The organism is Nocardia sp. NPDC005825 (assembly GCF_040630175.1).
Lineage (GTDB): Bacteria > Actinomycetota > Actinomycetes > Mycobacteriales > Mycobacteriaceae > Nocardia.
Map to the genome: position 1 here is coordinate 88,000 of NZ_JBEXXC010000012.1, position 22,170 is coordinate 110,169.

Annotated in this window: 23 protein-coding genes; 16 read left to right on the forward strand and 7 right to left on the reverse strand. The window is 69.2% G+C overall.

What is annotated here, in order from left to right:
* Positions 1-80: 80 nt before the first annotated feature.
* The 3 genes from ABZ382_RS28285 to ABZ382_RS28295 form a co-directional block, all read right to left on the reverse strand.
* Positions 81-1,331, reverse strand: coding sequence for a hypothetical protein (locus ABZ382_RS28285; protein WP_357094922.1), 1,251 nt, complete (start codon positions 1,329-1,331; stop codon positions 81-83).
* Positions 1,328-2,521, reverse strand: coding sequence for a hypothetical protein (locus ABZ382_RS28290; protein ID WP_357094924.1), 1,194 nt, complete (start codon positions 2,519-2,521; stop codon positions 1,328-1,330). Before ABZ382_RS28290 ends, ABZ382_RS28285 begins: the two co-directional genes overlap by 4 nt.
* A 101-nt stretch (positions 2,522-2,622) precedes the next feature.
* A complete protein-coding gene (locus ABZ382_RS28295) occupies positions 2,623-3,465 on the reverse strand; it encodes an NAD(P)H-binding protein (protein WP_357094926.1) in 843 nt (280 codons plus the stop codon).
* 90 nt (positions 3,466-3,555) lie between these two features.
* Here ABZ382_RS28295 and ABZ382_RS28300 point away from each other — a divergent pair, with 90 nt between their 5' ends.
* Together ABZ382_RS28300 and ABZ382_RS28305 are read left to right on the forward strand one after the other, a co-directional pair.
* Positions 3,556-3,999 carry a MarR family transcriptional regulator gene (locus ABZ382_RS28300; protein WP_357094928.1) on the forward strand — a complete coding sequence of 148 codons (444 nt, stop codon included), beginning with the start codon at positions 3,556-3,558 and terminating at the stop codon, positions 3,997-3,999.
* A complete protein-coding gene (locus ABZ382_RS28305) occupies positions 3,996-4,271 on the forward strand; it encodes an Lrp/AsnC ligand binding domain-containing protein (RefSeq protein ID WP_213560441.1) in 276 nt (91 codons plus the stop codon). The genes ABZ382_RS28300 and ABZ382_RS28305 overlap by 4 nt, the downstream gene beginning before the upstream one ends.
* Positions 4,272-4,280: 9 nt before the next feature.
* Here the strand turns inward: ABZ382_RS28305 and ABZ382_RS28310 are convergent, their stop codons facing one another.
* Entirely contained in the window at positions 4,281-4,592 is a 312-nt protein-coding gene (locus ABZ382_RS28310; protein WP_357094931.1) for a hypothetical protein, read from the reverse strand.
* A gap of 106 nt (positions 4,593-4,698) precedes the next feature.
* Between ABZ382_RS28310 and ABZ382_RS28315 the strand changes: the two genes are divergently transcribed.
* A complete protein-coding gene (locus ABZ382_RS28315; RefSeq protein WP_357094933.1) occupies positions 4,699-5,238 on the forward strand; it encodes a hypothetical protein in 540 nt (179 codons plus the stop codon).
* Here the strand turns inward: ABZ382_RS28315 and trpD are convergent.
* Positions 5,235-6,290 carry an anthranilate phosphoribosyltransferase gene (trpD, locus tag ABZ382_RS28320; protein ID WP_357094935.1) on the reverse strand — a complete coding sequence of 352 codons (1,056 nt, stop codon included), beginning with the start codon at positions 6,288-6,290 and terminating at the stop codon, positions 5,235-5,237. The genes ABZ382_RS28315 and trpD overlap by 4 nt on opposite strands.
* 113 nt (positions 6,291-6,403) lie before the next feature.
* Positions 6,404-6,811, reverse strand: coding sequence for a hypothetical protein (locus ABZ382_RS28325; protein ID WP_357094938.1), 408 nt, complete (start codon positions 6,809-6,811; stop codon positions 6,404-6,406).
* A 183-nt stretch (positions 6,812-6,994) separates the two neighbouring features.
* Here ABZ382_RS28325 and ABZ382_RS28330 point away from each other — a divergent pair, with 183 nt between their 5' ends.
* The 4 genes from ABZ382_RS28330 to ABZ382_RS28345 all read left to right on the forward strand — a co-directional run bounded on the left by ABZ382_RS28330 (position 6,995) and on the right by ABZ382_RS28345 (position 11,312).
* Positions 6,995-7,606 carry a heme-copper oxidase subunit III gene (locus ABZ382_RS28330; protein WP_357094941.1) on the forward strand — a complete coding sequence of 204 codons (612 nt, stop codon included), beginning with the start codon at positions 6,995-6,997 and terminating at the stop codon, positions 7,604-7,606.
* Positions 7,607-7,687: 81 nt separating this feature from the next.
* A complete protein-coding gene (locus ABZ382_RS28335; protein ID WP_357094943.1) occupies positions 7,688-8,548 on the forward strand; it encodes a cytochrome c in 861 nt (286 codons plus the stop codon).
* On the forward strand, positions 8,545-9,693 hold the full coding sequence (locus ABZ382_RS28340) for a ubiquinol-cytochrome c reductase iron-sulfur subunit (protein ID WP_357094946.1): 1,149 nt from the start codon (positions 8,545-8,547) through the stop codon (positions 9,691-9,693). Before ABZ382_RS28335 ends, ABZ382_RS28340 begins: the two co-directional genes overlap by 4 nt.
* Positions 9,690-11,312, forward strand: coding sequence for a cytochrome bc complex cytochrome b subunit (locus ABZ382_RS28345; protein ID WP_357094949.1), 1,623 nt, complete (start codon positions 9,690-9,692; stop codon positions 11,310-11,312). Before ABZ382_RS28340 ends, ABZ382_RS28345 begins: the two co-directional genes overlap by 4 nt.
* Before the next feature lie 145 nt (positions 11,313-11,457).
* Here the strand turns inward: ABZ382_RS28345 and ABZ382_RS28350 are convergent, their stop codons facing one another.
* Positions 11,458-13,212: a DEDD exonuclease domain-containing protein gene (locus tag ABZ382_RS28350; protein ID WP_357094952.1), complete on the reverse strand. Its 1,755-nt coding sequence runs from the start codon at positions 13,210-13,212 to the stop codon at positions 11,458-11,460.
* A gap of 573 nt (positions 13,213-13,785) precedes the next feature.
* Between ABZ382_RS28350 and ABZ382_RS28355 the strand changes: the two genes are divergently transcribed.
* From ABZ382_RS28355 to ABZ382_RS28395, 9 genes are all read left to right on the forward strand, one after another.
* On the forward strand, positions 13,786-14,403 hold the full coding sequence (locus ABZ382_RS28355; RefSeq protein ID WP_357094955.1) for a C40 family peptidase: 618 nt from the start codon (positions 13,786-13,788) through the stop codon (positions 14,401-14,403).
* A 256-nt stretch (positions 14,404-14,659) separates the two neighbouring features.
* On the forward strand, positions 14,660-15,658 hold the full coding sequence (locus ABZ382_RS28360) for an NlpC/P60 family protein (protein ID WP_357094957.1): 999 nt from the start codon (positions 14,660-14,662) through the stop codon (positions 15,656-15,658).
* Positions 15,659-15,671: 13 nt separating this feature from the next.
* Positions 15,672-16,676, forward strand: coding sequence for a hypothetical protein (locus ABZ382_RS28365; protein WP_357094959.1), 1,005 nt, complete (start codon positions 15,672-15,674; stop codon positions 16,674-16,676).
* Positions 16,677-16,711: 35 nt separating this feature from the next.
* Positions 16,712-17,869 (forward strand): glycosyltransferase family 4 protein, encoded by a 1,158-nt coding sequence (locus tag ABZ382_RS28370; protein WP_357094961.1) that lies wholly within the window; start codon positions 16,712-16,714, stop codon positions 17,867-17,869.
* Between the two features lie 140 nt (positions 17,870-18,009).
* Positions 18,010-18,402 carry a polyketide cyclase / dehydrase and lipid transport gene (locus ABZ382_RS28375; protein ID WP_357094963.1) on the forward strand — a complete coding sequence of 131 codons (393 nt, stop codon included), beginning with the start codon at positions 18,010-18,012 and terminating at the stop codon, positions 18,400-18,402.
* 19 nt (positions 18,403-18,421) lie between these two features.
* Positions 18,422-18,859: an SRPBCC family protein gene (locus tag ABZ382_RS28380; RefSeq protein WP_357094964.1), complete on the forward strand. Its 438-nt coding sequence runs from the start codon at positions 18,422-18,424 to the stop codon at positions 18,857-18,859.
* 47 nt (positions 18,860-18,906) lie between these two features.
* Positions 18,907-20,247 (forward strand): ArsA-related P-loop ATPase, encoded by a 1,341-nt coding sequence (locus tag ABZ382_RS28385; protein WP_357095253.1) that lies wholly within the window; start codon positions 18,907-18,909, stop codon positions 20,245-20,247.
* Positions 20,244-21,134: a hypothetical protein gene (locus ABZ382_RS28390; protein ID WP_357094967.1), complete on the forward strand. Its 891-nt coding sequence runs from the start codon at positions 20,244-20,246 to the stop codon at positions 21,132-21,134. Before ABZ382_RS28385 ends, ABZ382_RS28390 begins: the two co-directional genes overlap by 4 nt.
* Positions 21,131-22,135, forward strand: a complete 1,005-nt coding sequence (locus tag ABZ382_RS28395; RefSeq protein WP_357094969.1) for an ROK family glucokinase — start codon at positions 21,131-21,133, stop codon at positions 22,133-22,135. Before ABZ382_RS28390 ends, ABZ382_RS28395 begins: the two co-directional genes overlap by 4 nt.
* Positions 22,136-22,170: the final 35 nt, after the last annotated feature.

The following is a 22,170-nucleotide window of genomic DNA, read 5'->3' on the forward strand; positions in this document are numbered from 1 at the left end:
CGCAGGACGTGGGGTGGTCCAGCCGGTGTGATGGCAGAAGCAGCGGGTTCGAATCCCGCCACTGGCGCAAGAAGTTTCCGCTAGACCGTCAACAGATCCGCGATGGCGACTGCCTCGGGCAGGGTCCAAGTCGCAGCCTCCGCGGTGAGCAACTGTTCCCACGACGGTGCTCCGGCCTGTGCGCGGGCCGCGGCATCGGAGCGGACTTTCAGCGCGAGCATGCCGATCCGCAGGAGCACAGGGATATTGAGATGGCGAGCGGCAACCGCGGTTTCACCGGCGATGGTTGCCGCCGCGGTCTTCGACAAGCTGACCGCTCCGGCTACCGAGTGCGCGGCGAGCAGCATCTCCGTGCGTTTGGCCCCTCCGGAGGTCGTCAGGCGTGCGGTGCCCGTAGAACGGTAGGCCCCGAGGTGTGAGTGGGTTCGCACGACTATGTCGGTCGCGACCATCCCCAGCCCAGGTGTCAATATCCCGGAGCGAAGGTTCAACCCGTCGCCGGAATTCGTGCCTGCGTACGCGTCATTGGCGAACTTCCGCAAGTCGGGATTCGGCATATCGCAGAGAAGCGTCCATCCGGGCAGCGGAAGGTTCATCGGGGTGACAAAGTCGGCGACCCAGTGCTTCAGCAACAGCGCGACCGCGAGATGCGGCTCGGGCGCCCGCACAAACGGTAGACCGGAGCGAGTCGCCGTCACGCGTTCGACCATCCGTTGACCGTCATCCCACCACGTCCCTTCGAAGGTTCCGGTGCGGACTTGGTTGAGGGCGTTGAAGAACCGGCCGATGTCGTGGCCAGCGGACCGGACGCGATGGGCCGGACCGCCGAATCTAGGACCGGTGTAATCGATCGGAAGTCGGGCGGCCTCCCTCTCCCACCGGCGCAGCAGGTCGCTCTTCTTCAGTAAGGACAGGCCATCGAGAACCGAAGCGTCTACGTAGTTGTCGTAGAGGTTGCCGAACGCGCCGACGAGCCCCGCGATGCCGACCATCACCAGGTCGCCTCGTTCCCACGAAATCCGTTGGGCTGCCCGCCATCCATCGAGCTGTTCCAGCGCGATCGGGTCGAGGATGTCAGCCAGTTCGGGCTCTCCCCACCCCTCGACTGCGCGACGATCCCGATGACGGGCTGTGAGTTCGGAATAGGTGAGGCTCGTCGGAGCGCTCGCGAAACGCTCTCTCGCCGCGGGGTCGATGGGCTTGTCCGAAAGTGCTGATGCGGCGATCAATTCGATGTCGTCGAGGTCGCGTGTGAGTGCGTCCAAGTTGCCGATGTAGTCGTCATCGATCGGCGAGCTCCGGTCATCGGAGTTGTCGCCGGCAGTGCTCACGCGGCGTCCTCGAGGTCGTCCGCGAGGCTGGAGACGCCCTGGGCAAGGCTCTCGACGGTCTTCTTCTCGCTCTCGAGGTCTTCGAGTTCGGTAAGCAAGGCCTGGAGTTCATCACTCTCGGGCCCGGTGACCCGCTCCTTCAGCCGGTCGGCGACGCCCCGGAAGCGGGCGACGCGATCCTCGGCCGCAAGGCGCTGACTCCGCTCCGCGTTCAACTCCGCCTGCTTGGTCTCGAGCTGCGCACGAAGACGGTCGATCCGCTCGGCGAGGACGGTGACGGTCTTGCCAAGGTTCGTGACTCGCTCGCGGAGGCTGACAATGACTGCCTTCGCCGCCTCCTCGTTGCCATCGATATCGCGAAGGACAAGTTGGGTCACGACGTGGAGCCGGATGGCGTCGGCCGCGATGCGCGCTGCCGTGAACCCGGAGGCTTTGCCGGCGAGCGAGAATGCCCCGGCTCCCACCGCGCCGCTGACGCCCGTGATGATGGCGGCGCCACCGGCCATTCCGAGGCCACCGGCGGCAATGGAGCCGCCGCCGATTGCGGCCAGGCCCGCGGAAGTCGCCACCGCGCCCGAATAGCCGAGAACAAGCGCTCCGTACGCTCCTGCGATTGCTGGTGCGGCGAGGCCGCCGGTCAAGACCCCGAGCCCGAGCCCGGCCCCGGCCAGGAGCGCGTACTTGCTCCAGTTACTCGCCTTGGACAGCTTCTTGATCGCGTCCTTGTACGCGGTTTCCACAGCATGGAGGTCTTCAGGATGGAGCTGATTCGTCGATCCATGAGCGGCGACGAGAGCTTCGGCGCGTACTGCCTTCTCCCATTTGCCCTCCACCCACGGCTCGAAGCCGTACAGATCGATGAGCAGAAGCAGAGCTCGTGACCTCCGCGTCACGACCGAGAAGATCTCTGGCCCAGCGGATTCGAGTGCCTCGAGATTCGGCGACTCGCCTTCCAGCAGGATCCGGTCGACAACCTCGGTGACAGCGGGGGACCAATCGTCCGCGTTCCGCTGCGCGATGGCCGCAACGGCCCGTTCGCGGAAGGCATTGCGGATTTCGCGCTTGGCCGGCAGGTACTTGCCCTTCGATGCGGCGATGTCGCGCTGCATCATCCGGTATTGCCACACCGTGAGGACGAAGTCCTCATCGGGAGACAGCTCGAGCTTCTTCTGCACCTGCACCGCGTCCATGCGCTCGACATTAGCGATCGAGCCTGCCAGGAAGTAGCGGTTCCGAGCCACCAGTCGCGGCTCGAATCCCTCGGCCGGTGCACGAGGATTCGGGGAGCCCCTCAGTCTGTGAAGGCGGCGCGGTGGGCCTCGCACCATGCCACGAAGGTGCGCGGCGGGCGGCCCAGCAACTCGGTGACCGTGTCGGTGCGGGCGTCGGCGCGGTTTGCTCGGAGGAGGGCGAAGCCTTCGACGATGGCGGCGGCCAGGGCTGGGGGAGCGCCTCGGGGGTATCGGGCGGCGACTGCTTCCTCCGGGGTGGTGGTCTCGCGAATCTTGATGTCTCGGTGCAGGGTTCGGGCGAGGATCGCCACCTGCTCGGCGGCGGTCAGGGGTTCGGGGCCGGTGAGGTGGTAGGCCTGGTTGGTGTGGCCTGGCTCGGTCAGGCAGCGGGCCGCGACCTCGGCGATGTCGGCCGGGTCGATGGGGGTGAAACGGCCGGGGCCCGAGGGGTCGAGGATCGGGTCGCCGGAGCGGAGGTTGGGGATCCACTCCAGGGCGTTGGACATGTAGCCACCGGGGCGGAGGATCGTGGCGGGAATTCCGGTGTCGCGCACCAGGTTCTCGCGGTCGCGGTGCCAGGTGCCCATGGCGGGGAGGGGGTCGATCAGGACGTGGGCCGAGGAGATGAGGACTATTCGCTGGACTTCCGCTCGCTCGGCGGCGCGTAGCAGGGTGCGGGTGTGGTCGAGGCCGATGCCGGGGACCAGGAGGAACAGGGCGGTGACTCCGGACATGGCGCGGTCGACGCTCGTGGGGTCGTCGAGGTCACCGAGTGCGGCCTCGGCGCGGGCGGGGAGGCGGGCCGGATCACGCACCAGCGCGCGGAAATCGGTGTCGTGCGAGTCGAGGATTCGGGTGAGTTCGCGGCCGATGTTCCCGGTCGCTCCGGTCAGCAGTAGCATGAGATCTCCAGATCGTTAGCCGTCTATCGAAAAACATTAGACGGCTAACGATTGAGCGTCAATGACCGACCGCACCCGTATGGAGGCTCCGTGACCGAGTTCCTGGATCTGCACGGCCGCACCTCGAAAGTCCTGCGCGCCCTGGCCGATCGCGATATGCGCCGCCTCGGGCTGCACCTGGGGCAGAACCATGTGCTGGCCGCGCTGTGGGAACAGGACGGGCGCACCCCGGGGGAATTGGCGACCGCGCTGAACGTCACCACACCGACCGTGGTCAAGATGGCCACCCGTATGGCCGCCGCCGGACTGCTCACCCGCCGCCGCGACGACAAGGACAACCGCCTGGTCCGGCTCTGGCTCACCGACCACGGCCGCGAACTGCGCGAACCCGTCGAAGCCGACCGGAAGGCGCTGTCGGACAAGGTCACCGCCGACCTCACCGCCGACGAACGCGAACACCTGATGTCCGCGCTCGCCAAGATCCACCGCGCCGCCGCCGACCTGCTCGGCGAACCACTAGAGTTGGGCACATGATTACCGCGATCGTGTTGATCTCCGCCGAACCGGATCGGATTCCGGAGACCGCGCAGGAACTGGCCGACATCAAGGGGGTGACCGAGGTCTATTCGTGCGCGGGGGATGTGGACCTGATCGCCAAGGTCCGGGTCCGCGACCACGAGGAGATCGCCGACGTCGTCACCGGGCACATCAACAAGACGCCCGGCGTGCTGCGCACCGCCACCCACATCGCGTTCAAGTCCTACTCGCGCGCGGACGTGGAAGCCGGATTCTCGATCGGCGAATAGCCGCCCGGATCAGCGGGTCAGCACCGACGCGCCCAGCGCGCGGCCGCTCTGACCCGGTTCGATCACGTGCGTGACACCGCCCTTGCAGCCCGGCAGCAGATAGACGCTGGCCGGCAGTCCGGTCGCATTGGCGACGTGGAGCCGATGCGGCCAGTGGTGGACGGTCACGCAATCGGACGGGACGCCGTAGCTGCGCCCGTCCACCGACAGCGCGTCGGGATCGGTGGACTCGGCCCGGGCCGAGGGATGAGCGGCGCTCACCGAGACTCCGAGGCCCAGAAGCGCGACCACCAGGCCGGGTAGCACCACCGCATATCGCATAGCGGAACTGTAACGCCGCCGCGGGCGGCCCAACGACCCCGCGACGTCGCTGGCCCCGAACTCCCAGGACACTCTGAGCAATCCGCCCAGGGAAAGGCAGGAACCCATGTTCGTGAAAGTCTGCGGACTGACCACCGAAGAACAGATCGACTGGGCCGTCGACCTCGGCTACACCGCCATCGGCGTGGTCGGCACCGCCAAGAGCAAGCGGTACGTCGAACCCGCGCGGGCCCGCGAACTCGCCGCCTACGCGCGCGGCCGGATCGAATCGTTCGTGGTCGCCTTCGACAAGAGCGAAGTCGACGAGGTGATCGACGACTTCGACATCATCCAGCTCTACCACTGGACCGACCTGCCGAACCTGGCCTACTGCTCGGCCGAGCGGCCCGAACCCGGCCAGAGCTGCCGGTACTTCTTCTACGACGCCAGCCACGGCTCCGGCGTCTTCGCCGAATTCCCCGACTGGCTCGAGCAAGCGCCCGGTCAGGTGGTGCTGGCGGGCGGGCTGACCCCCGACAATGTCGCCGAGGTCATCGCCACCCACCGGCCCTTCGGCGTCGACGTGTCCAGCTCCCTCGAAACCGCGCCCGGCATCAAGAGTTTCGATGCCATGCGCCGGTTCATCGAGGCCACGAAAGCCGGCTAGTCCGCGCCCAGCTCGTTGGAGACGGTCACCCAGCGCTCCAGCAGTGCGGTGGCCGCACCCGAATCCACCGTCTCCGCCACCCGCTTCAGGGCCTCGGCCAGCTTGCCGTGCAGATCGGCGTGCACATCGTCGGCGGTCAGGTCGAACGCGACCAGCGCGGCCGCCGAGTTCAACAGCACCGCGTCCCGCACCGGACCCGGCTCCCCGGCGAACATCGCCCGCGCGATCGCCGCGTTCAGCGTCGCGTCGCCGCCCTTCAGCGCCGACGGATCCACCCGCTCGATGCCGAGAGTCGTTGGGTCGATGGTGGTTTCGTGCAGCTTGCCGCCCGCCACCACCCACACGTCGGAGGTATCGGCGGTGGTGATCTCGTCCAGGCCGTCATTGCCGCGCACCACCAGGGCCGAGGCCCCGCGCTCGGCGAACACGCCCGCGATCACCGGCACCAGCTCCCGGAACGCGCAGCCGATCAGGCCCGCGCCCGGCTGCGCCGGATTGGTCAGCGGGCCCAGGATATTGAAGACCGTCGGAATCCCGATCTCACCGCGCGCCTGCGAGGCGAACCGCAGCGAGGGATGGAACACCGGCGCGAAACAGAAACCGATCCCGGTCCGCCGCACACACTGCTCGACCGACTCCGGGCCCAGGGCGATCTTCACGCCCAGCGCCTCCAGCACATCCGCGCCGCCGCTCTTGGAGGAGGCCGCGCGATTGCCGTGCTTGATCACCGGAACCCCGGAGGCCGCCACCACGATCGAGGACATGGTCGAAATGTTCACGCTGCCCGAACGATCGCCGCCGGTGCCGACGATGTCCACCGCCGCGCCGTCGTGGCGCACCCGGCGCGCGTGCGAGAGCATGCCCCCGGCCAGACCGTTCAACTCCGACGGGGTCGGGCCCTTCATCTTCAGGGCCACACCGAAGGCCGCGATCTGCGCCGAGGTGGCGTTATCGGTGAAGATCTCGTTCATCGCCCACGCGGCCTCGTCCGAGGACAGGTCGTTGCCGTCGGTGAGGATGCCGAGAACTTCTCGCCAGCTGCGCGCGCTCATTGCCTTCTCTTCCCGTTGCCGGATGCCCGGACACCAGTGTGGTTCGGAGGCAAGCCTAGTGCCGCCAACCCGACTCCCGGGACTCTCCGGGTGCTTCGTCCCCGAACCCCCGACTATCGGGGCCGCTCGGCGGGTTGCAGGGCGTCCCAGCCCAGAGCGTCGCCGTCGTGACGCTGGGCCAGGCCCGCCATCCGGGAACGCTCCTGGGAGCAGTGCACGGCGTCGAGGATCTGCACGCGCTGCAGGACCAGCTTCGCGGGGTCCGCGGCGGAGACCGAGGCGGTTTCATAGCCGCCCTGCGCGGCAATGACTTGCACCGCATTCACCTGGGCGGCGGGCAGGCGCAAATGGTGCCTGAGCACCACCGGCTGATCCGCCGTCCAGTCCAAGGCCTTCCCGAGGGCCGCCGAGCACGCCTCCGCGTCATCGAAACTCGATGCCACCACCACCAGATCCGGGCGCGCCGGATCCAGTTGTGTCGCACCGCCGCGCCCTCGCCACCGCCGCCACCACGACTTCACGCCGACTCCCTCTCACGGGCCCCGAAATGGGCCTCAGCTTCCTCTTACCTGCGCAATCTAGGCTCTGCGGGGACACGCCGGGTACCCGGCGAGAGCCACGCTCGCCCTGGGCTTTCCGACACGTACGACAAAGTTTCGTACCCGCCTACGCCTGTCGTACTACGACAAGTCATACTTACCGGCGTGACGACCGCAGTAGGGACCCCAGGATCGGCCATTACCCAGCGTGTGCATTCGCTGAACCGGCCCAACATGGTCAGCGTCGGTACCATCATCTGGCTGTCGAGCGAGCTGATGTTCTTCGCCGGCCTGTTCGCCATGTACTTCGTTGCTCGTGCCCAGGCGCACGGCGTCTGGCCGCCGGAGCCGACCGAGCTGAACCTGAAGCTGGCCGTGCCGGTGACCACGGTGCTGGTGCTGTCCTCCTTCACCTGCCAGATGGGCGTTTTCGCCGCGGAGAAGGGCGACGTGTTCGGCCTGCGCCGCTGGTACCTGCTCACCTTCATCATGGGCGCGATCTTCGTGGGCGGCCAGGGCTACGAGTACACCAACCTCGTCAAAGAGGGCACCACGATCTCCAGCTCGGTGTACGGCTCGGTGTTCTACATCACCACCGGCTTCCACGGTCTGCACGTCATCGGCGGTCTCATCGCGTTCATCTTCCTGCTGGTGCGCACCAAGCTCAGCAAGTTCACCCCGGCGCAGGCCACCGCGGCGATCGTCGTGTCGTACTACTGGCACTTCGTCGACATCGTCTGGATCGGCCTCTTCGCGACGATCTACTTCGTCCGCTAACAAGCGGACACGCCGAGCACAGCCCGCCATCGGCAACCCAAACTTGTACAAGTCGGTTCCGTCTACTCCAAAGGGACACAGATGAGTTCATCTCCCCCGTCAGCGCCAGATCCCGAGGGGATCGGCCAGGCCACCAAGACCCGCAAGCAGCGCCGCATTCGCCGGAAGCTGGCCGGCGGGCTGGTCCTCCTGATGGGCCTCGTCGGAGCCGGCTTCGCGGCATCGGCCCTGACCCCGCAGGCTCAGGTGGCGACCGCGCACGAGGATCAGTCCGCGCTGATCCGCGAGGGCAAGCAGATCTACGACACCTCCTGCGTCACCTGCCACGGTGTCAACCTGCAGGGCGTCCCGGATCGCGGCCCCAGCCTGATCGGCGTCGGTGAGGCCGCGGTCTACTTCCAGGTCTCCTCCGGCCGCATGCCCGCCGCCCGCAACGAGGCGCAGATCGTGCGCAAGCCGGCGAAGTTCGACGCGCACCAGACCGACGCGATCAGCGCCTACGTCCAGGCCAACGGCGGCGGCCCGACCGTCGTGCGCGACGCCAACGGCGAGGTCGCCCAAGAATCCCTCATCGAGGGCCGCGACCTCGGCCGCGGTGGCGAGCTGTTCCGCCTGAACTGCGCCTCCTGCCACAACTTCACCGGCAAGGGCGGCGCGCTGTCCTCCGGCAAGTTCGCGCCCCCGCTGGAAGAAGCCAGCGAGCAGCAGATCTACCTGGCCATGCTGACCGGCCCGCAGAACATGCCCAAGTTCTCCGACCGGCAGCTGACGCCGGACGAGAAGAAGGACATCGTCGCGTACATCAAGGACCGCATGGAGACCAAGTCCGAGGGCGGCTACGGCCTCGGTGGCTTCGGTCCCGCGACCGAGGGCCTGGCGATCTGGGTCGTCGGCATCGTGGCCCTGGTCGGCTCCGCGATGTGGATCGGTTCCCGGTCATGAGTGAACAGGAGCGAAACAGCATGGGGGACAACCCCACCGAACCCACCGACGAGCAGCTCGACGCCATGTCGCGGGACGAGCTGGTCAAGCTCGGCACCGAGCTCGACGGCGTCGACGTCGCCTACCGCGCCCCCCGCTGGCCGGTCGAGGGCACCCGGGCCGAGAAGCGCGCCGAGCGTCGCGTGGCCCTGTGGTTCGGCATCTCCGCGCTCGCGGGTGCCGCTCTGATCGGCGTCTTCCTGTTCTGGCCCTGGGAGTACAAGGGCCGCAACCAGGACGGCAACGGGATGTACACCCTCACCACCCCGCTCTACGGCCTCACCCTCGGCATCGCCGTGCTGGCCGTCGGTGTGGCGATCGTGCTGATCCGCAAGCACTTCATCCCCGCCGAGATCTCCATCCAGGACCGCCACGACGGCCCGTCCTCGGAGGTCAACCGGCGCACCCTGGTCGCGCAGCTGCAGGACGCCGCCGAAACCTCCACCCTGGGCCGCCGCAAGCTCATCACCCGCACCGCGGGTCTGGGCGCGGGCCTGGTCGGTGTCGGCGCGCTGTTCCTGTTCGTCGGCGGCATGATCAAGAACCCGTGGGCCAAGCGCGACAAGGCTCCGCTGTGGGTCTCGGGCTGGACCCCGGACTACCCCGGCGAGACCGTCTACCTGCGCCGCGACACCGGCCGCCCCGAGGACATCGTCCTGGTCAAGCCGGAGGACCTCGACGGCGGCGCCATGGAAACCGTCTTCCCCTGGAAGGAATCCTGGCGCGGAGACGAGCACGCGACCCTGCAGTCGCTGCGCGGCATCCGCAACGCGGTCATGCTGATCCGTCTGCGCCCGCACGACGCCCAGACCGCGATCAAGCGCAAGGGCCAGGAGAGCTTCAACTACGGCGACTACTTCGCCTACTCGAAGATCTGCACTCACCTCGGCTGCCCCACCTCACTGTTCGAGCAGCAGACCAACCGGATCCTGTGCCCCTGCCACCAGTCGCAGTTCTCCGCGACCGAGTGGGGTAAGCCGGTCTTCGGTCCCGCCGCCCGCGCGTTGCCGCAGCTGCCGATCACCGTCAATGCCGATGGCTACCTGGTCGCCGCCGGCGACTTCATTGAGCCGCTCGGCCCGGCCTTCTGGGAGCGTCGTTCATGAGCCCTAGCAAAGCGGCCGTCCAGGCCAACGAAATGGACGAGCGCTACCACATGGCTGCGTTCGCCAAGCGATCGATCAACAAGGTCTTCCCGACCCACTGGTCGTTCCTGCTCGGTGAGATCGCGCTGTACGCGTTCATCATCCTGCTGCTGTCGGGTATCTACCTGACGCTGTACTTCGACCCGTCCATGAGCGAGACCGTCTACCAGGGCGCCTACCAGCCCCTGCGCGGTGTCACCATGTCGCGGGCCTACGAGACCGCGCTGAACATCTCCTTCGAGGTGCGCGGCGGTCTGTTCGTGCGCCAGGTGCACCACTGGGCGGCGCTGCTGTTCGCGGCGTCGATCATCATCCACCTGTTCCGCATCTTCTTCACCGGCGCGTTCCGCAAGCCGCGTGAGGCCAACTGGGTGATCGGCTCGCTGCTGCTCATCCTGGCCATGTTCGAGGGCTTCTTCGGCTACTCGATCCCCGACGACCTGCTGTCGGGCACCGGTCTGCGCGCCGCCTTCGGTGGTATCACCATGGGTGTGCCGGTCATCGGCACCTGGATGCACTGGCTGATCTTCGGCGGTGACTTCCCGGGCACCATCATCATCCCGCGTCTGTACATCGCGCACGTGCTGCTGCTGCCGGGCATCATCCTGGCGCTCATCGCCGCGCACGTCGCGCTGGTCTGGTACCAGAAGCACACCCAGTTCCCCGGACCGGGCCGCACCGAGAAGAACGTCGTCGGCGCTCGCATCATCCCGGTGTTCGCCGCCGACCAGGGCGCGTTCTTCGCGCTCACCCTCGGCATCGTCGCGATCATGGGTGGCGTCTTCCAGATCAACCCGATCTGGAACCTGGGTCCCTACAACCCGTCTCAGGTCTCCGCGGGTTCGCAGCCGGACTTCTACATGATGTGGACCGACGGCATGGCGCGTCTCATGCCGCCGTGGGAGCTGTACCTGGGTCGCTACACGATCCCGGCGCCGTTCTGGGTCGCCCTGATCATGGGTCTGGTGTTCACCGTGCTGATCGCCTACCCGTGGATCGAGAAGCGCCTCACCGGCGACACCGCTCGCCACAACCTGCTGCAGCGTCCGCGCGACGTGCCGGTCCGCACCGCCATCGGTGCCATGGCCATCGCGTTCTACATGGTGCTGACCCTGGCGTGTGTCAACGACATCCTGTCGCTGAAGTTCGACATCTCGCTGAACGCCACCACCTGGTTCTTCCGCATCGCGCTGCTGCTGGCCCCGCCGCTGGCGTACTTCGTGGCCTACCGCTTCTGCATCGGCCTGCAGCGGTCCGACCGCGCGGTGCTCGAGCACGGCATCGAGACCGGTGTCATCAAGCGGCTGCCGCACGGTGAGTACATCGAGGTCCACCAGCCCCTCGGCCCGGTCGACTCGCACGGCCACCCGATCCCGCTGGAGTACCAGGGCGCCCCGGTGCCCAAGAAGATGGCCAAGCTCGGTTCCGCCGGCAAGCCCGGCACCGGCTCGTTCATGCGCCCCGACCCCGCGTCGGAGCAGGCGGAGAACGTCGCCATCGCCCACGAGGAAGAGCACAAGATGCTCTCCGTGCTGGAAGCGGCCCAGAACGCCGCCTCCGGCAAGCAGACCGATCACTGATCGGATCGTCACCAGGGAAGGCCCCGAGTCGAATTCGACTCGGGGCCTTCCCCGTTCCTGGCTCGGCACCCGATGTCCACCGCCGCGTTCTCCTGCTCGATGGTCCGGTCGAGGCGACGATCCCGTTCGACGTTCTGGAGCAGGCCTAGCGGCCCGATCTGTCGAGCGCGGGTGGCTCGTCCGTCGTGACGATGCGCGCGGCGGCCTCGGCGCGGTCGACCCAGTCGAGCCAGGGGCCCGCGCCGAGGCGGGGTTCGCCGTAGCCGTCGGTGGTGCGGACGATGCGGGTGCCGGGCTGTTCGAGCCAGCGGACCAGCAGGCCCGCCTCCTCGGGGAGGGCACCGCGCAACGGGGGGAAGGCGGGGGTGTCGCCGGAGTCCGGGAGCGGTTGGGGGAGGACGGTTTCGGCGGCCGCCGCGAGGCGGTCGACGACGGCCATGGGGGAGATGCCGCGGACCGCCGTGCCCGCGGCGGCCAGGCGGGCGTGGCGGATGATCGCGAACTGCCAGCCACCGGCGCCGTCGGGGTGGGCGGCGATCAGCTCGGGGATGGCGGCCAGGGCGGTGAGGCGCTGGGTGCGGCGCAGGGCGCGGACCACCGCGACCGTGCGATCCCGGAGGCGGGCTGCGGCCTCGAAATGCTCTGCGGTGGACAAGGTTTCGAGCCTTGCTGCGATGGCGTGCAGCAGTGCGTCGTCCACGCCTGTGAACAGGGCGCGGATGGCGGCGGGCGTCGGTTCGTACTCCTCTATATATAGGGGGCTGTTCTCGGTGGCCGCGGGACAACCGCCGACGACGGCGGGCTGGCAATCGTGGCGGCCTGTCCGCGGGATGCGGGTGGTGCAGGTGCGCAGGCCCGACTGCTCGGCGAGGGTGGCCGCGATCTCCTGGGCGTCGGTGCGGGAGGTGAACGGGCCCAGCGCATCCCGGGTGGGGGTACGCGAGACGGCGAAGCGGGGGAAGGGCTCGTCGGTGAGGGTCAGCCACCACGCGCGCTGCGGGAACTTCGAGCGGCGGTTGTAGGGCGGGGTGTGGGCGATCAGCAGCCGCAGCTCACGCACGCCCGCCTCCAGGCCGTGCGCGCACTCGACATGATCGACGCGAGTGGCCAGCTGCACCATCTCGCGCATGCGCGGGCGGGTGTCGGAACCGGTGAAGTAGTTGCGGACGCGGCGGCGCAGATTCACCGCCGTCCCTATATAGAGGACTTCGTCGGACGGGCCGCGGAACAGGTACACGCCCGGGGTCGCTGGAAGGTCCGCGGCCATCACGCGTTTCGCGCGCTGGCGGCGGGTCACCTCCGGGAGATAGTCGAGCAGCTCGGTGAGACTGTGCACGCCCTGATTGCCGACCCGGGCGATGAGCGCGTGCAGCACGTCCACCGTCGCCTTGGCATCGTCGAGGGCGCGGTGCGTCGGCCGGGTCTCCGCGCCGAGCAGCTGCGCCAGGTACCAGAGCTTGGCCGAGGGCGCCTCGTCCTTGGGCAGCACGCGGCGGGCCAGCTGGACGGTGCACACGTGTTGGAAGGCGGGCCACGGCAATTCGCACTTCGCGGCGGCGGCCTTCAGGAAGCCCAGATCGAAGCGGGCGTTGTGGGCGACCAGCACCGCGCCGCGCGCGAACTCCAGGAACCCCGGCAGCACCTGCTCGATCCGGGGCGCGTCGATCACCATGGCGGTCGTGATGCCGGTGATCTGCACGATCTGCGGCGGGATGGCGCAGCCGGGATTGACCAGGGTCGCGAACTCGCCGAGTACCTCACCGCCGCGCACCTTGACCGCGCCGATCTCGGTGATCGCGTCGCCCTCGGGGCTGGTTCCGGTGGTCTCCAGGTCCACGATCACGAACGTTGTGTCGTAGAGCGGGGTTTCGAGCTCATCGAAGGCCAGCTGTCCGGACACGAGGGGCAAGCCTAGGCGCAGGGTCCGACAACTCCGCCCGAAGTTGATCTTTCTAGGCGAGCTGGGGAAATGCTCGAAAATACGATGACGATTCTCGAGATGAAATCCCCGAATTGAGCGAATATGCGCTTTTGTGACCAGGGTCACAGTTATTCACAAAATGGATCAATTTTGTGGGGGAGGGCGGTTGGTCCGGATTCGCGTGTGGCGAGTGCTGGCCCGGTGTCCCGCGCCCGGGCGCGCCGGGTGTCGGTCCGGGAATCCCCCAGGTCGCGGGCCATGGCGCTGACCTGTAGTTATGCGGAATTCGCCAAGGTCGGAGGGGCCTCGGTCAGGTGCTTGCTACCGGCGGGTAGCTCTCAGGACGCTCTCAGAAAAATGGCCGCTGTTATCGTTTCGTGATTGCTGTGACGTTTGTCGCACCGAAATGCCGGTGCGCAACAATTTTGAGTCACGTACCGGCGACCTCGGCTTTACAAAGCACCGTTATGTCCTCGTAATCTTCCTGAGACCTCGCGGAGTCCGACGCACCACCGGGTGCGGCGTCGCGGGGCAGATTGGAAGTACCTCACCATGGCGACCACCACCGTCAAGCGACAGGTCCGGGGCATGCAGCGCACTGCGCGTCGCGCCGCCGCGGCCGGCGCCGTCGGCGCTGCCACGCTGAGCGCGCTGCTGCTGCCCGCTACGCCCGCGGCCGCCCAGCCGGTCAACACCCCCGTCGGCGTCATCGACGTGCCCGACGCCATCCAGCTCCCCGCCGGGATCCCGGGCCTGCCCGAGTCCCTGCCGCTCCCGGCCTTGCCCGGCATCGAGGTCCCGGGCGTCCCGGCGCCCGGCCCGCAGCGCAGCTTCCGTCAGGCCGCGGTCGACGCCGCCATGAGCCGCGTCGGCGACCCCTACGTGTACGGCGCCGCGGGCCCGAACGCCTTCGACTGCTCGGGTCTGGTCCAGTGGTCCTACGCCCAGGCTGGCGTCAACCTGCCGCGCACCAGCTACGAGCAGGCCGGCGCGGGCAGCCCGGTCTCCTACGACGCCCTCGAGCCGGGCGACGTGGTGTCGTTCTACGGCGGCGGCCACTCCGGCATCTACATCGGCGACGGCAATGTCGTGCACGCGTCGACCTCCGGTCAGCCCGTCAAGGTCGCCCCGATTTCGTCGATGCCGTTCTCGGGCGCCACGCGTATCTGATCCCTTGCTCTACCGGGGGATTCGTCCCCCAGCCGACCGCGGGCGGACGACCCGCGGGGGGAACGGCGACCGTAATGCTTCCGTGGCCTGCTGGACATAAGCGGTCGCCGTTTCGTAATCTTACCGAGACCTTCTGACCGGCTCGGGGTAAGAGAACGGGACGACACCAGCGGTGGCAGCGCAGCAGCGACATCAGCGGACACACAGTGAGCGGACCAGGCGACTGGTAGGAGGAGCCTTCACGGTCGGGGCCCTCATGGTCGGCACCTACGGCGGCTATGGCTTCGCCGGCGCCGATCCGGTGGCCGCACCGGCTTCCGCGGGCGACGCGGTGCAGAAGCTCATCGACCTCTCCCGGCAGTCCGAGCAGATGAATCAGCAGGCGCTCGACGCCCAGGCCGATCTCGACGCCAAGTCCGCCACCGCGGACGCCGCCGACCAGCGCGCCGCCGACGCGGCCGCCACGCTGGACGCCGCCAAGGCCGAGATCCGCCGCTACCAACCGGTCATCGAACGCGCCGCGACCTCCGCACTGCTCGGCAGCCGCACCAACCGGATCACCTCGCTACTGGTCAGCAATTCGCCGCAGCAGCTGCTCGACCAGATGTCCATCGTGGACCTGGTGGGCGCGCGCACCAATGATCAACTGGCCCAGTATCAGAAGGCCACCAACGCGGCCGCCGCCGCCGAATCCGGCGCCCGCGCCGCCGCCGACTCCGCCCGCGCCGCCAGCGCCGCCGCCGACCGGGTCCGCACCGACCTGGAGGCCAAACGCGCTGCGCTGCAAGGCTCGATGGCCCAGGTCATCGCCGCGTGGGGGCAGCTCTCGGCCGGTGACAAGTCCGCGCTGGCGGGTTCGATGTTCCCGCCCGGCTTCGATCGCGACAGCCTGCTCAAGGGTCTGGTCCCGGGTTCGGGCACCAGCGCGCTGGCCGCGGGCCTGACCCGCGTCGGCGATCCGTACGTCTGGGGCGCCACCGGACCGGACCAGTTCGACTGCTCCGGCCTGGTGCAGTGGGCCTTCCGTCAGGTCGGCAAGAGCGTGCCGCGCACCTCGCAGCAGCAAGCCGGATACGGCACGCCGGTCGACCAGAAGGACCTGCAGCCCGGTGATGTGGTCTTCTTCTACTCGGACATCTCGCATGTGGGCATCTACGCAGGCAACGGGTTGATGCTGCACGCGTCGACTTTCGGCGTTCCCGTCCAGGTCGCGCCGCTGGCTTCGACCCCGTTCCATTCGGCTCGTCGGTACTGAACGAGAGGCGGCGATGAGCGCTCTGCGGCAGGTCCGCGGCTGGCTGTCGGCGAAGCGGCGGTTCCAGTTCGTGCTCACCCTGGTCATGGTCAGCGCCCTGACCGGCGCGTGCGGGGCGCTGCTCATGCTGCCGAACTCGGTGCTGCCGACGCTGCGCGCCGTGGTGCCGGGGCAGGTCGCGAGCCAGGCCACCGATCCGCAGGTGCCGCTGGTGAAGCGGTCCATGGACGCCTACGGGAAGGTGGTCGCCGAACCGGTGCCGACCGGATCGGGCCGGACCGGCATCGTGCTCGGCCATCCGGGCCAGCGCGCCGACCTCGATGTGCTGGCGAGCGAACTCGCGGCATCCACCGCGGCGGTCTCCGCGCTGTGGGGCCAGGACTGGAACCGGGCGCCGGTCGTGGTGGTCGCCTCCAGCCCTTCGGAATTCGCGGCGCTGACCCGGGCCACCGGTGACGTGCCCGCCGAGGTCGCCGCTTCCACCGTCGCCGACCCGTACCGGCCCGGCACGCAATTGACCGGGCAGCGCGTGGTTTTCGGGCCCGACGCCGGACGCCGCCTGGGCGCGGACGGCCTGCGTTCGGTGCTGCGCCACGAACTCACCCACATGGCCAGCCGCGCGGTGACCGTCGACGGTTCGCCGATGTGGATGCTCGAGGGTTTCGCCGAGTATTCGGCGCACCGCGGCATGCGCCACTCCATCACCCAGATCGCCCCGACCCTCACCGCCCGCGCCCGCGCCGGTGACCTGCCCGCCGACCTTCCCGCCGACGCGATGTTCGAACCGTCCAGCGGCAAGGCCTCGCTCGCCTATGAACAGGGCTGGTCCGCCTGCGCTTTCATCGCCGACCGCTACGGCGATCAGGCCCTGGTCGACCTGTACCGGCAGCTGGCCTCCGGACCGAAGGACCGGGCCGCCGTGGAGGCCGTGCTGCGCGACGCGCTCGGCACCACCTACACCGACCTGGTCGGCGGCTGGCGCGCCTGGCTCACCAGCCGCACGACCGAGGGCGCGTAAAGCCGCCTGATCCGCGGGTGCAGTAGGTTTGTGGCATGGGGCGAACTCTGCTGGTTACCAATGATTTCCCGCCGCGACCCGGCGGGATTCAGTCGTATCTGCACGCGCTCGCCCTGCAGCTGCCCGCCGACGAGCTGGTGGTGTACGCGCCGCGCTGGAAGGGCGACAGCCACTGGAAGTTCGACGCGCAGCAGCCGTTCCAGGTGGTCCGGCATCCCACCACGTTGATGCTGCCGACGCCGCTGGTCGCGCGCCGGGCCCGGAAACTCCTGCGCGACGAGCAGTGCGATCGGGTGTGGTTCGGGGCGGCCGCGCCGCTGGCGTTGATGTCGCCGGTGCTGCGCAAGGCCGGGGCCGAACGGATTCTCGCGTCCACCCACGGCCACGAAGTGGGCTGGTCCATGCTGCCCGGCGCGCGGCAGGCGTTGCGCGTCATCGGCGATCACACCGATGTCGTCACCTATGTCAGCAAGTACACGCGGCGGCGGTTCGCGGCGGCGTTCGGCGCGCAGTCGGCGCTCGAATACCTGCCGCCCGCCGTGGACTCCGAGGTGTTCAAGCCGGATCCGGCCGCGCGCGCCGAACTGCGGGCGCGCTACGGGCTGGGGGACCGGCCGACCATCCTGTGCCTGTCGCGGCTGGTGCCGCGCAAGGGTCAGGATTCGCTGATCGCGGCCATGCCCGACATCCGCAAGCGGGTCAAGGGCGCGGTGCTGGTGATCGCGGGCGGCGGACCCTACGAGCAGAAGCTGCGCGAACTGGTCGCGGCCCTGGGCGTTTCCGACAGTGTGGTGTTCACCGGCCGGGTGCCGTCGCAGGAGCTGGCCGCCCACCACACCATCGCCGACGTGTTCGCCATGCCCTGCCGGACCCGCGGCGCGGGCCTGGACGTCGAGGGCTTGGGCATCGTGTTCCTGGAGGCCTCGGCCACGGGAGTGCCGGTGATCGCGGGCAATTCGGGCGGTGCGCCGGAGACCGTGCGGGAGGGCGAGACCGGCCGGGTGGTCAACGGCCGCAAGCTGGAGTCGCTCGCCGACGCCATCGTCGACATCCTCTCCGACCGCGACGCCGCGGCCGCCATGGGCGCGGCGGGCCGCGCCTGGGTGCAGCAGCAGTGGCGCTGGGACCTCATGGGTCAGCGACTACAGCAGCTGCTGGATCCCAACCAGGCGGCGTTGGGAGCTACCCGCTGAGACCGCACCCGAAGGTTCGCGGCCGTCTCGATTCTGGACTGACGGAGCGGGGGAGCGAAGCGGAGGAGCGGAGGAGGGAAGAATCGAGACTTCGGGGCCGCGAACCCGCCCGGAGCGAAGCGTAGGGCAAGATAAGCACCGTGAGCAGTATCCAGGTTGCCGATATGACCTTCATCGCCGCGCCGGGCGAGGCCGTGGCCGAGATCTTGGCCGATCGCGGGCGGTGGCGTCAGTGGTGGCCGGACCTGCAATTGGACGTGCGGGAAGATCGGGGCGACAAGGGAATCCGCTGGACCGTCAGCGGGGGCGCCGAGGGCACCATGGAACTCTGGCTCGAGCCGATGCTGGACGGCGTCCTCATGCATTACTTCATGCACGCCGAACCGCGCGGCGGCGTCGCCGGTATGTCCGGACGTGACCTGCTGGCGCTCAACCGCACCCGCCGGGTCGCGGGCAAGGTCATGTCGTTCGAGATCAAGGCCCGCCTGGAGGCGGGGCGCAAGGCCGGGGTCGCGCCCGCGGCCGCTCACTAGAAAGGAAGCGTTGCCGCCCATGGCCGATCGAACTCAGCGGTCGATCGTGATCGACGCCCCCTCGGACCGAGTGATGGCCGTCATCGCCGACCTGGAGTCGTATCCGGAATGGGTCTCCGCGGCCCGCTCGGTCGAGGTCCTCGACAAACTACCCGACGGCCTGGCCCGCACCGCGCGCTTCGTGCTGGACGCCGGGGTCGTCAAGGACACCTACACCCTGGCCTACACCTGGCGGCCCGACGGCCGCGCGGTCAGCTGGAGCCTGGTCTCCGGGGAACTGCAGAAGGCGCAGGACGGCACCTACGAACTGATCGCCCTGCCCGACGGCACCACCCAGGTGGTCTACGAGCTGACCGTCGACCTGAACATTCCGATGATCGGCATGTTCAAACGCAAGGCGGAGAAGGTCATCACCGACACCGCCCTCAAGGAACTCAAGAAACGGGTCGAAGGCTGACCGCCGGCGGTACCGAACGCCCGACCCGCCCCGCCGCCCGAGTCGAGCTGTTCATCGGCAAGGGCGGCGTCGGAAAGACCACCCTCGCCTGCGCGACCGCGATCGCCTACGCGCGGACCGGGCGGCGGGTGCTGCTGGCCTCCCTCGATCAGGCGCACTCCCTGGGCGACGCGTTCGGTTACCGGCTGCGGCACGGTGCGAAACCGGCGGTGGCCAGCGTGCCGCTGCCCGTGTTCGCCACGGCCGCACCGGATCTCGCGAGCGACCCCGAGGCCACCGATCCGGGGCTGCCGGTGGTGGGGTCCGCCGCCGCGCCGGCGCTCGATGTCATCGAGGTGGATTCGCTGGCGCTGCTGGAGGATCGGTTCCGGCAGGTGCTGATGATGGCCTCCGGCGCCGGACACGAGCACGGATTCGATCTGGGCGCACTGGATCCCGCCGAGCTGACCGGGCTGCCCGGGGTGCAGGAACTGCTGGCGCTGCTGGAGATCACGCAGTTCGCGAAGGACCAGCGGTGGGACGTCATCGTGCTGGACTGCCCGCCCTCGGCGGACATGCTGCGCATCGTGACCACCCCCGACACCCTGCTCGGCTATCTGGAACGGGTGTGGCCCGCGCACTCTCGCACCATGGAGGCCATCGGCGCCGACTTCCGCAAGGCGGTGCTGGCGGTGACCGTCGAACAGATCGTGGAGGCGGTGACCGAAGCCCGTGACCTGCTGGCGGATCGGACCCGCACCGGCGCGCGCCTGGTGACCGTCGCCGAACAGGTGGCGGTGGCCGAATCCGCGCGGGTGCGCTCGGCCGCCGCGCTGCTGGGCCTGCGCCTGGACGCGGTCCTGGTCAACAAGGTGCTGCCGGAGATGCCCGAACCGCATCCGGCCCTGCCGCCGCATCCGGCGGTGCAGTGGTACTTCAACCGGCGCGGTGAGCAACTCGATGTGGTGACCGAGCTGCGCAAGCGGCTGCGCGGGCTTCCGGTGCAGGTGGTGGGGCATGCCGGGACCGAACCGGTGGGGTTGGGCTCACTGGCCGCACTGTCCTACGCGGTGGACGCGAGTGGTAACTGGGTGGGATGGCGTCCGGTCCCTATGCTTGGCACAGATGCGGACGGGGCGCCGCCCGTCGCCGCCGAACCGGTGGTCCGGCTCGAGTCCGGGGCGGGGGTGGCTTCGGTGTTCGCGATGCGCATGCATCTGCCGGTGGTCGACGCGTCGACGCTGCGGCTGGGACGAGTGGAGGACGATTTGATCGTGGGAGCGGACGGGGTCCGGCGGCGATTGCGGCTGGCCCCGGTATTGCGGCGGTGCACGGTCGACGCCGCCGAACTCGACGGCGACCACCTGGTGATCCGCTTCCGGCCCGACCCGCAGGTCTGGCCGAAATGACGACCACGCACCACCCCCGCCCCGGCCACCCGGAGGAGAACCTCGGCGAATTCGCCGAGGAGCTACGGCTGCTCGCCGAAGCCCTGCTCGAACGCGTGGAACCGGTGCTGCGCCGCACCGCCTCCGACGGCCGCACCGAATGGTCCAGTTGCAGTTGGTGCCCGGTGTGCGCGGCCGCCGCGATCGTGCGCGGCGAACACCACGACGTGGTGGCCGCCATCGCCGAACACGGCACCGCCATCGTGACCGTGCTGCGCGAGGCGCTCGCGGGGGTGCCGGTGGACCCGGTGATCCCGCCCGACCTGGATCCGGAATCGCCGGAATATCAAGCCTGGCACCGGTATTCGCACGGGGCCGGAACCGAGTCCGGCGCAGGCGATCGGCCGTTCGCCGACGCCTACGCGAACGCCCGCGGCGAACACGACGAAGACCATGGGCCGACCGCGGGGCCCGAATCCACCGCGAGCGCAGCCGAATCCGCCGGCCATCACGGCGCTGCCGCGAACCTCGCGGCGGTGTTCGCGCGGTTCGTCGCGGGTGCGCAGGGCCGTGCGGCGGCTCGTGCCCGGGCCCACCACGACGACGAGTCCGACGATTCGATGGGGCAGGGCCCCGGCGCGGCGCGGCGCCCCGAGGACCCGGACCCCGTGTCGGGCACGGGCTTTCGCGCCACGAACGGCGCGGACGATCGAGCCGACTCCGCCGCGCAACCGTTCGGGCCGCCGGTGGCACGCCCCGCCGACGACCCCGGCCGACCGGCGACCTCCGGCGATCCGGCCGCGGGACCGTCCGGCCGTGAGGCCTCCGCGTCCGGCCGCGCCGCGCAGTCCGGGCGGCGGCCCACACGGGGCAAGTATGTGCCCATCGACGTAACCATCAAGGCATGACGGGCGGTGTGGATGTGCCGTTGACCGTGGGTATCGATGTGGGCGGCACCAATATTCGGGCGTCGGTGGTCGACGGTGCCGGCGAGGTCCTCGACACCGTCACCGCGCCGACCCCGCATTCGGCGCGTGCCCTCGAGGACGGCCTCGCCCGCGCGGTGCGCGAACTGCGCGGGCGCCACGCCATCGGCGCGGTCGGGCTGGCGGTGGCGGGCTTCGTCGACGAGGACCGCGCCACCGTGCGTTTCGCCCCGCATCTGCCCTGGGAGGACGCCCCGGTCGCGCAGCGGCTCACCGATCGGCTCGGCCTGCCGGTGATCCTGGAGCATGACGCGAATGCCGCGCTGTGGGCCGAATACCGGTTCGGTGCGGCGGCGGGCGGCCGCAATGTGGTGCTGGTGGCCATCGGCACCGGCATCGGCGCGGCTCTCTTGATCAACGGCCAGCTGTATCGCGGAAGCTACGGTGTCGCGCCGGAACTCGGGCATCTGCAGGTGGTCCCGAACGGCCGGGCCTGCGCGTGCGGCAAGCGCGGCTGCTGGGAACGGTATTGCAGCGGAACCGCTCTGGTGGACACCGCCCTGGAACTGCTGGCCACCGATCCGCAGCGCTCCACGGTGCTGGCGCGGGAGGCGGGCCGCGACCCGGGCTCGCTGACCGGTCGCCGGGTGGCGGGCGCGGCCCAGGACGGCGACCCGGTCGCCCTCGAGGTGATGGCGGACTTCGCGCGCTGGCTCGGCCTGGGCCTGGCGTTCGTGAGCGACATCTTCGACCCGGACCTGATCGTGGTGGCGGGCGGCGTCAGCAGTTCGGCCCCGCTGTTCCTCGACGAGGCCCGCGAGCACTACGCCGGTTCCATCACCGGCGCCCGCCACCGCCGCCTGGCCCGCATCCGCACCGCCCAATTGGGTGAGGCCGCGGGCATGATCGGCGCGGCGGAACTGGCGCGCGCGGCGGTGCTCGCCGACTCGAACGCCGTGCCGGTCGCCCCCGCGCGACGCTGAGCGCGGGACCTGCTCACCGACTTGGGTATTCCGAA

Coding starts and splice junctions, on each gene's coding strand:
- ABZ382_RS28335 (WP_357094943.1), top strand. CDS start 7,688: ATGAGTTCATCTCCCCCGTCAGCGCCAGATCCCGAGGGGATCGGCCAG.
- ABZ382_RS28360 (WP_357094957.1), top strand. CDS start 14,660: ATGGTCGGCACCTACGGCGGCTATGGCTTCGCCGGCGCCGATCCGGTG.
- ABZ382_RS28365 (WP_357094959.1), top strand. CDS start 15,672: ATGAGCGCTCTGCGGCAGGTCCGCGGCTGGCTGTCGGCGAAGCGGCGG.
- ABZ382_RS28355 (WP_357094955.1), top strand. CDS start 13,786: ATGGCGACCACCACCGTCAAGCGACAGGTCCGGGGCATGCAGCGCACT.
- ABZ382_RS28370 (WP_357094961.1), top strand. CDS start 16,712: ATGGGGCGAACTCTGCTGGTTACCAATGATTTCCCGCCGCGACCCGGC.
- ABZ382_RS28380 (WP_357094964.1), top strand. CDS start 18,422: ATGGCCGATCGAACTCAGCGGTCGATCGTGATCGACGCCCCCTCGGAC.
- ABZ382_RS28390 (WP_357094967.1), top strand. CDS start 20,244: ATGACGACCACGCACCACCCCCGCCCCGGCCACCCGGAGGAGAACCTC.
- ABZ382_RS28305 (WP_213560441.1), top strand. CDS start 3,996: ATGATTACCGCGATCGTGTTGATCTCCGCCGAACCGGATCGGATTCCG.
- ABZ382_RS28315 (WP_357094933.1), top strand. CDS start 4,699: ATGTTCGTGAAAGTCTGCGGACTGACCACCGAAGAACAGATCGACTGG.
- ABZ382_RS28290 (WP_357094924.1), bottom strand. CDS start 2,521: ATGGACGCGGTGCAGGTGCAGAAGAAGCTCGAGCTGTCTCCCGATGAG.
- ABZ382_RS28345 (WP_357094949.1), top strand. CDS start 9,690: ATGAGCCCTAGCAAAGCGGCCGTCCAGGCCAACGAAATGGACGAGCGC.
- ABZ382_RS28295 (WP_357094926.1), bottom strand. CDS start 3,465: ATGCTACTGCTGACCGGAGCGACCGGGAACATCGGCCGCGAACTCACC.
- ABZ382_RS28310 (WP_357094931.1), bottom strand. CDS start 4,592: ATGCGATATGCGGTGGTGCTACCCGGCCTGGTGGTCGCGCTTCTGGGC.
- ABZ382_RS28340 (WP_357094946.1), top strand. CDS start 8,545: ATGAGTGAACAGGAGCGAAACAGCATGGGGGACAACCCCACCGAACCC.
- trpD (WP_357094935.1), bottom strand. CDS start 6,290: ATGAGCGCGCGCAGCTGGCGAGAAGTTCTCGGCATCCTCACCGACGGC.
- ABZ382_RS28395 (WP_357094969.1), top strand. CDS start 21,131: ATGACGGGCGGTGTGGATGTGCCGTTGACCGTGGGTATCGATGTGGGC.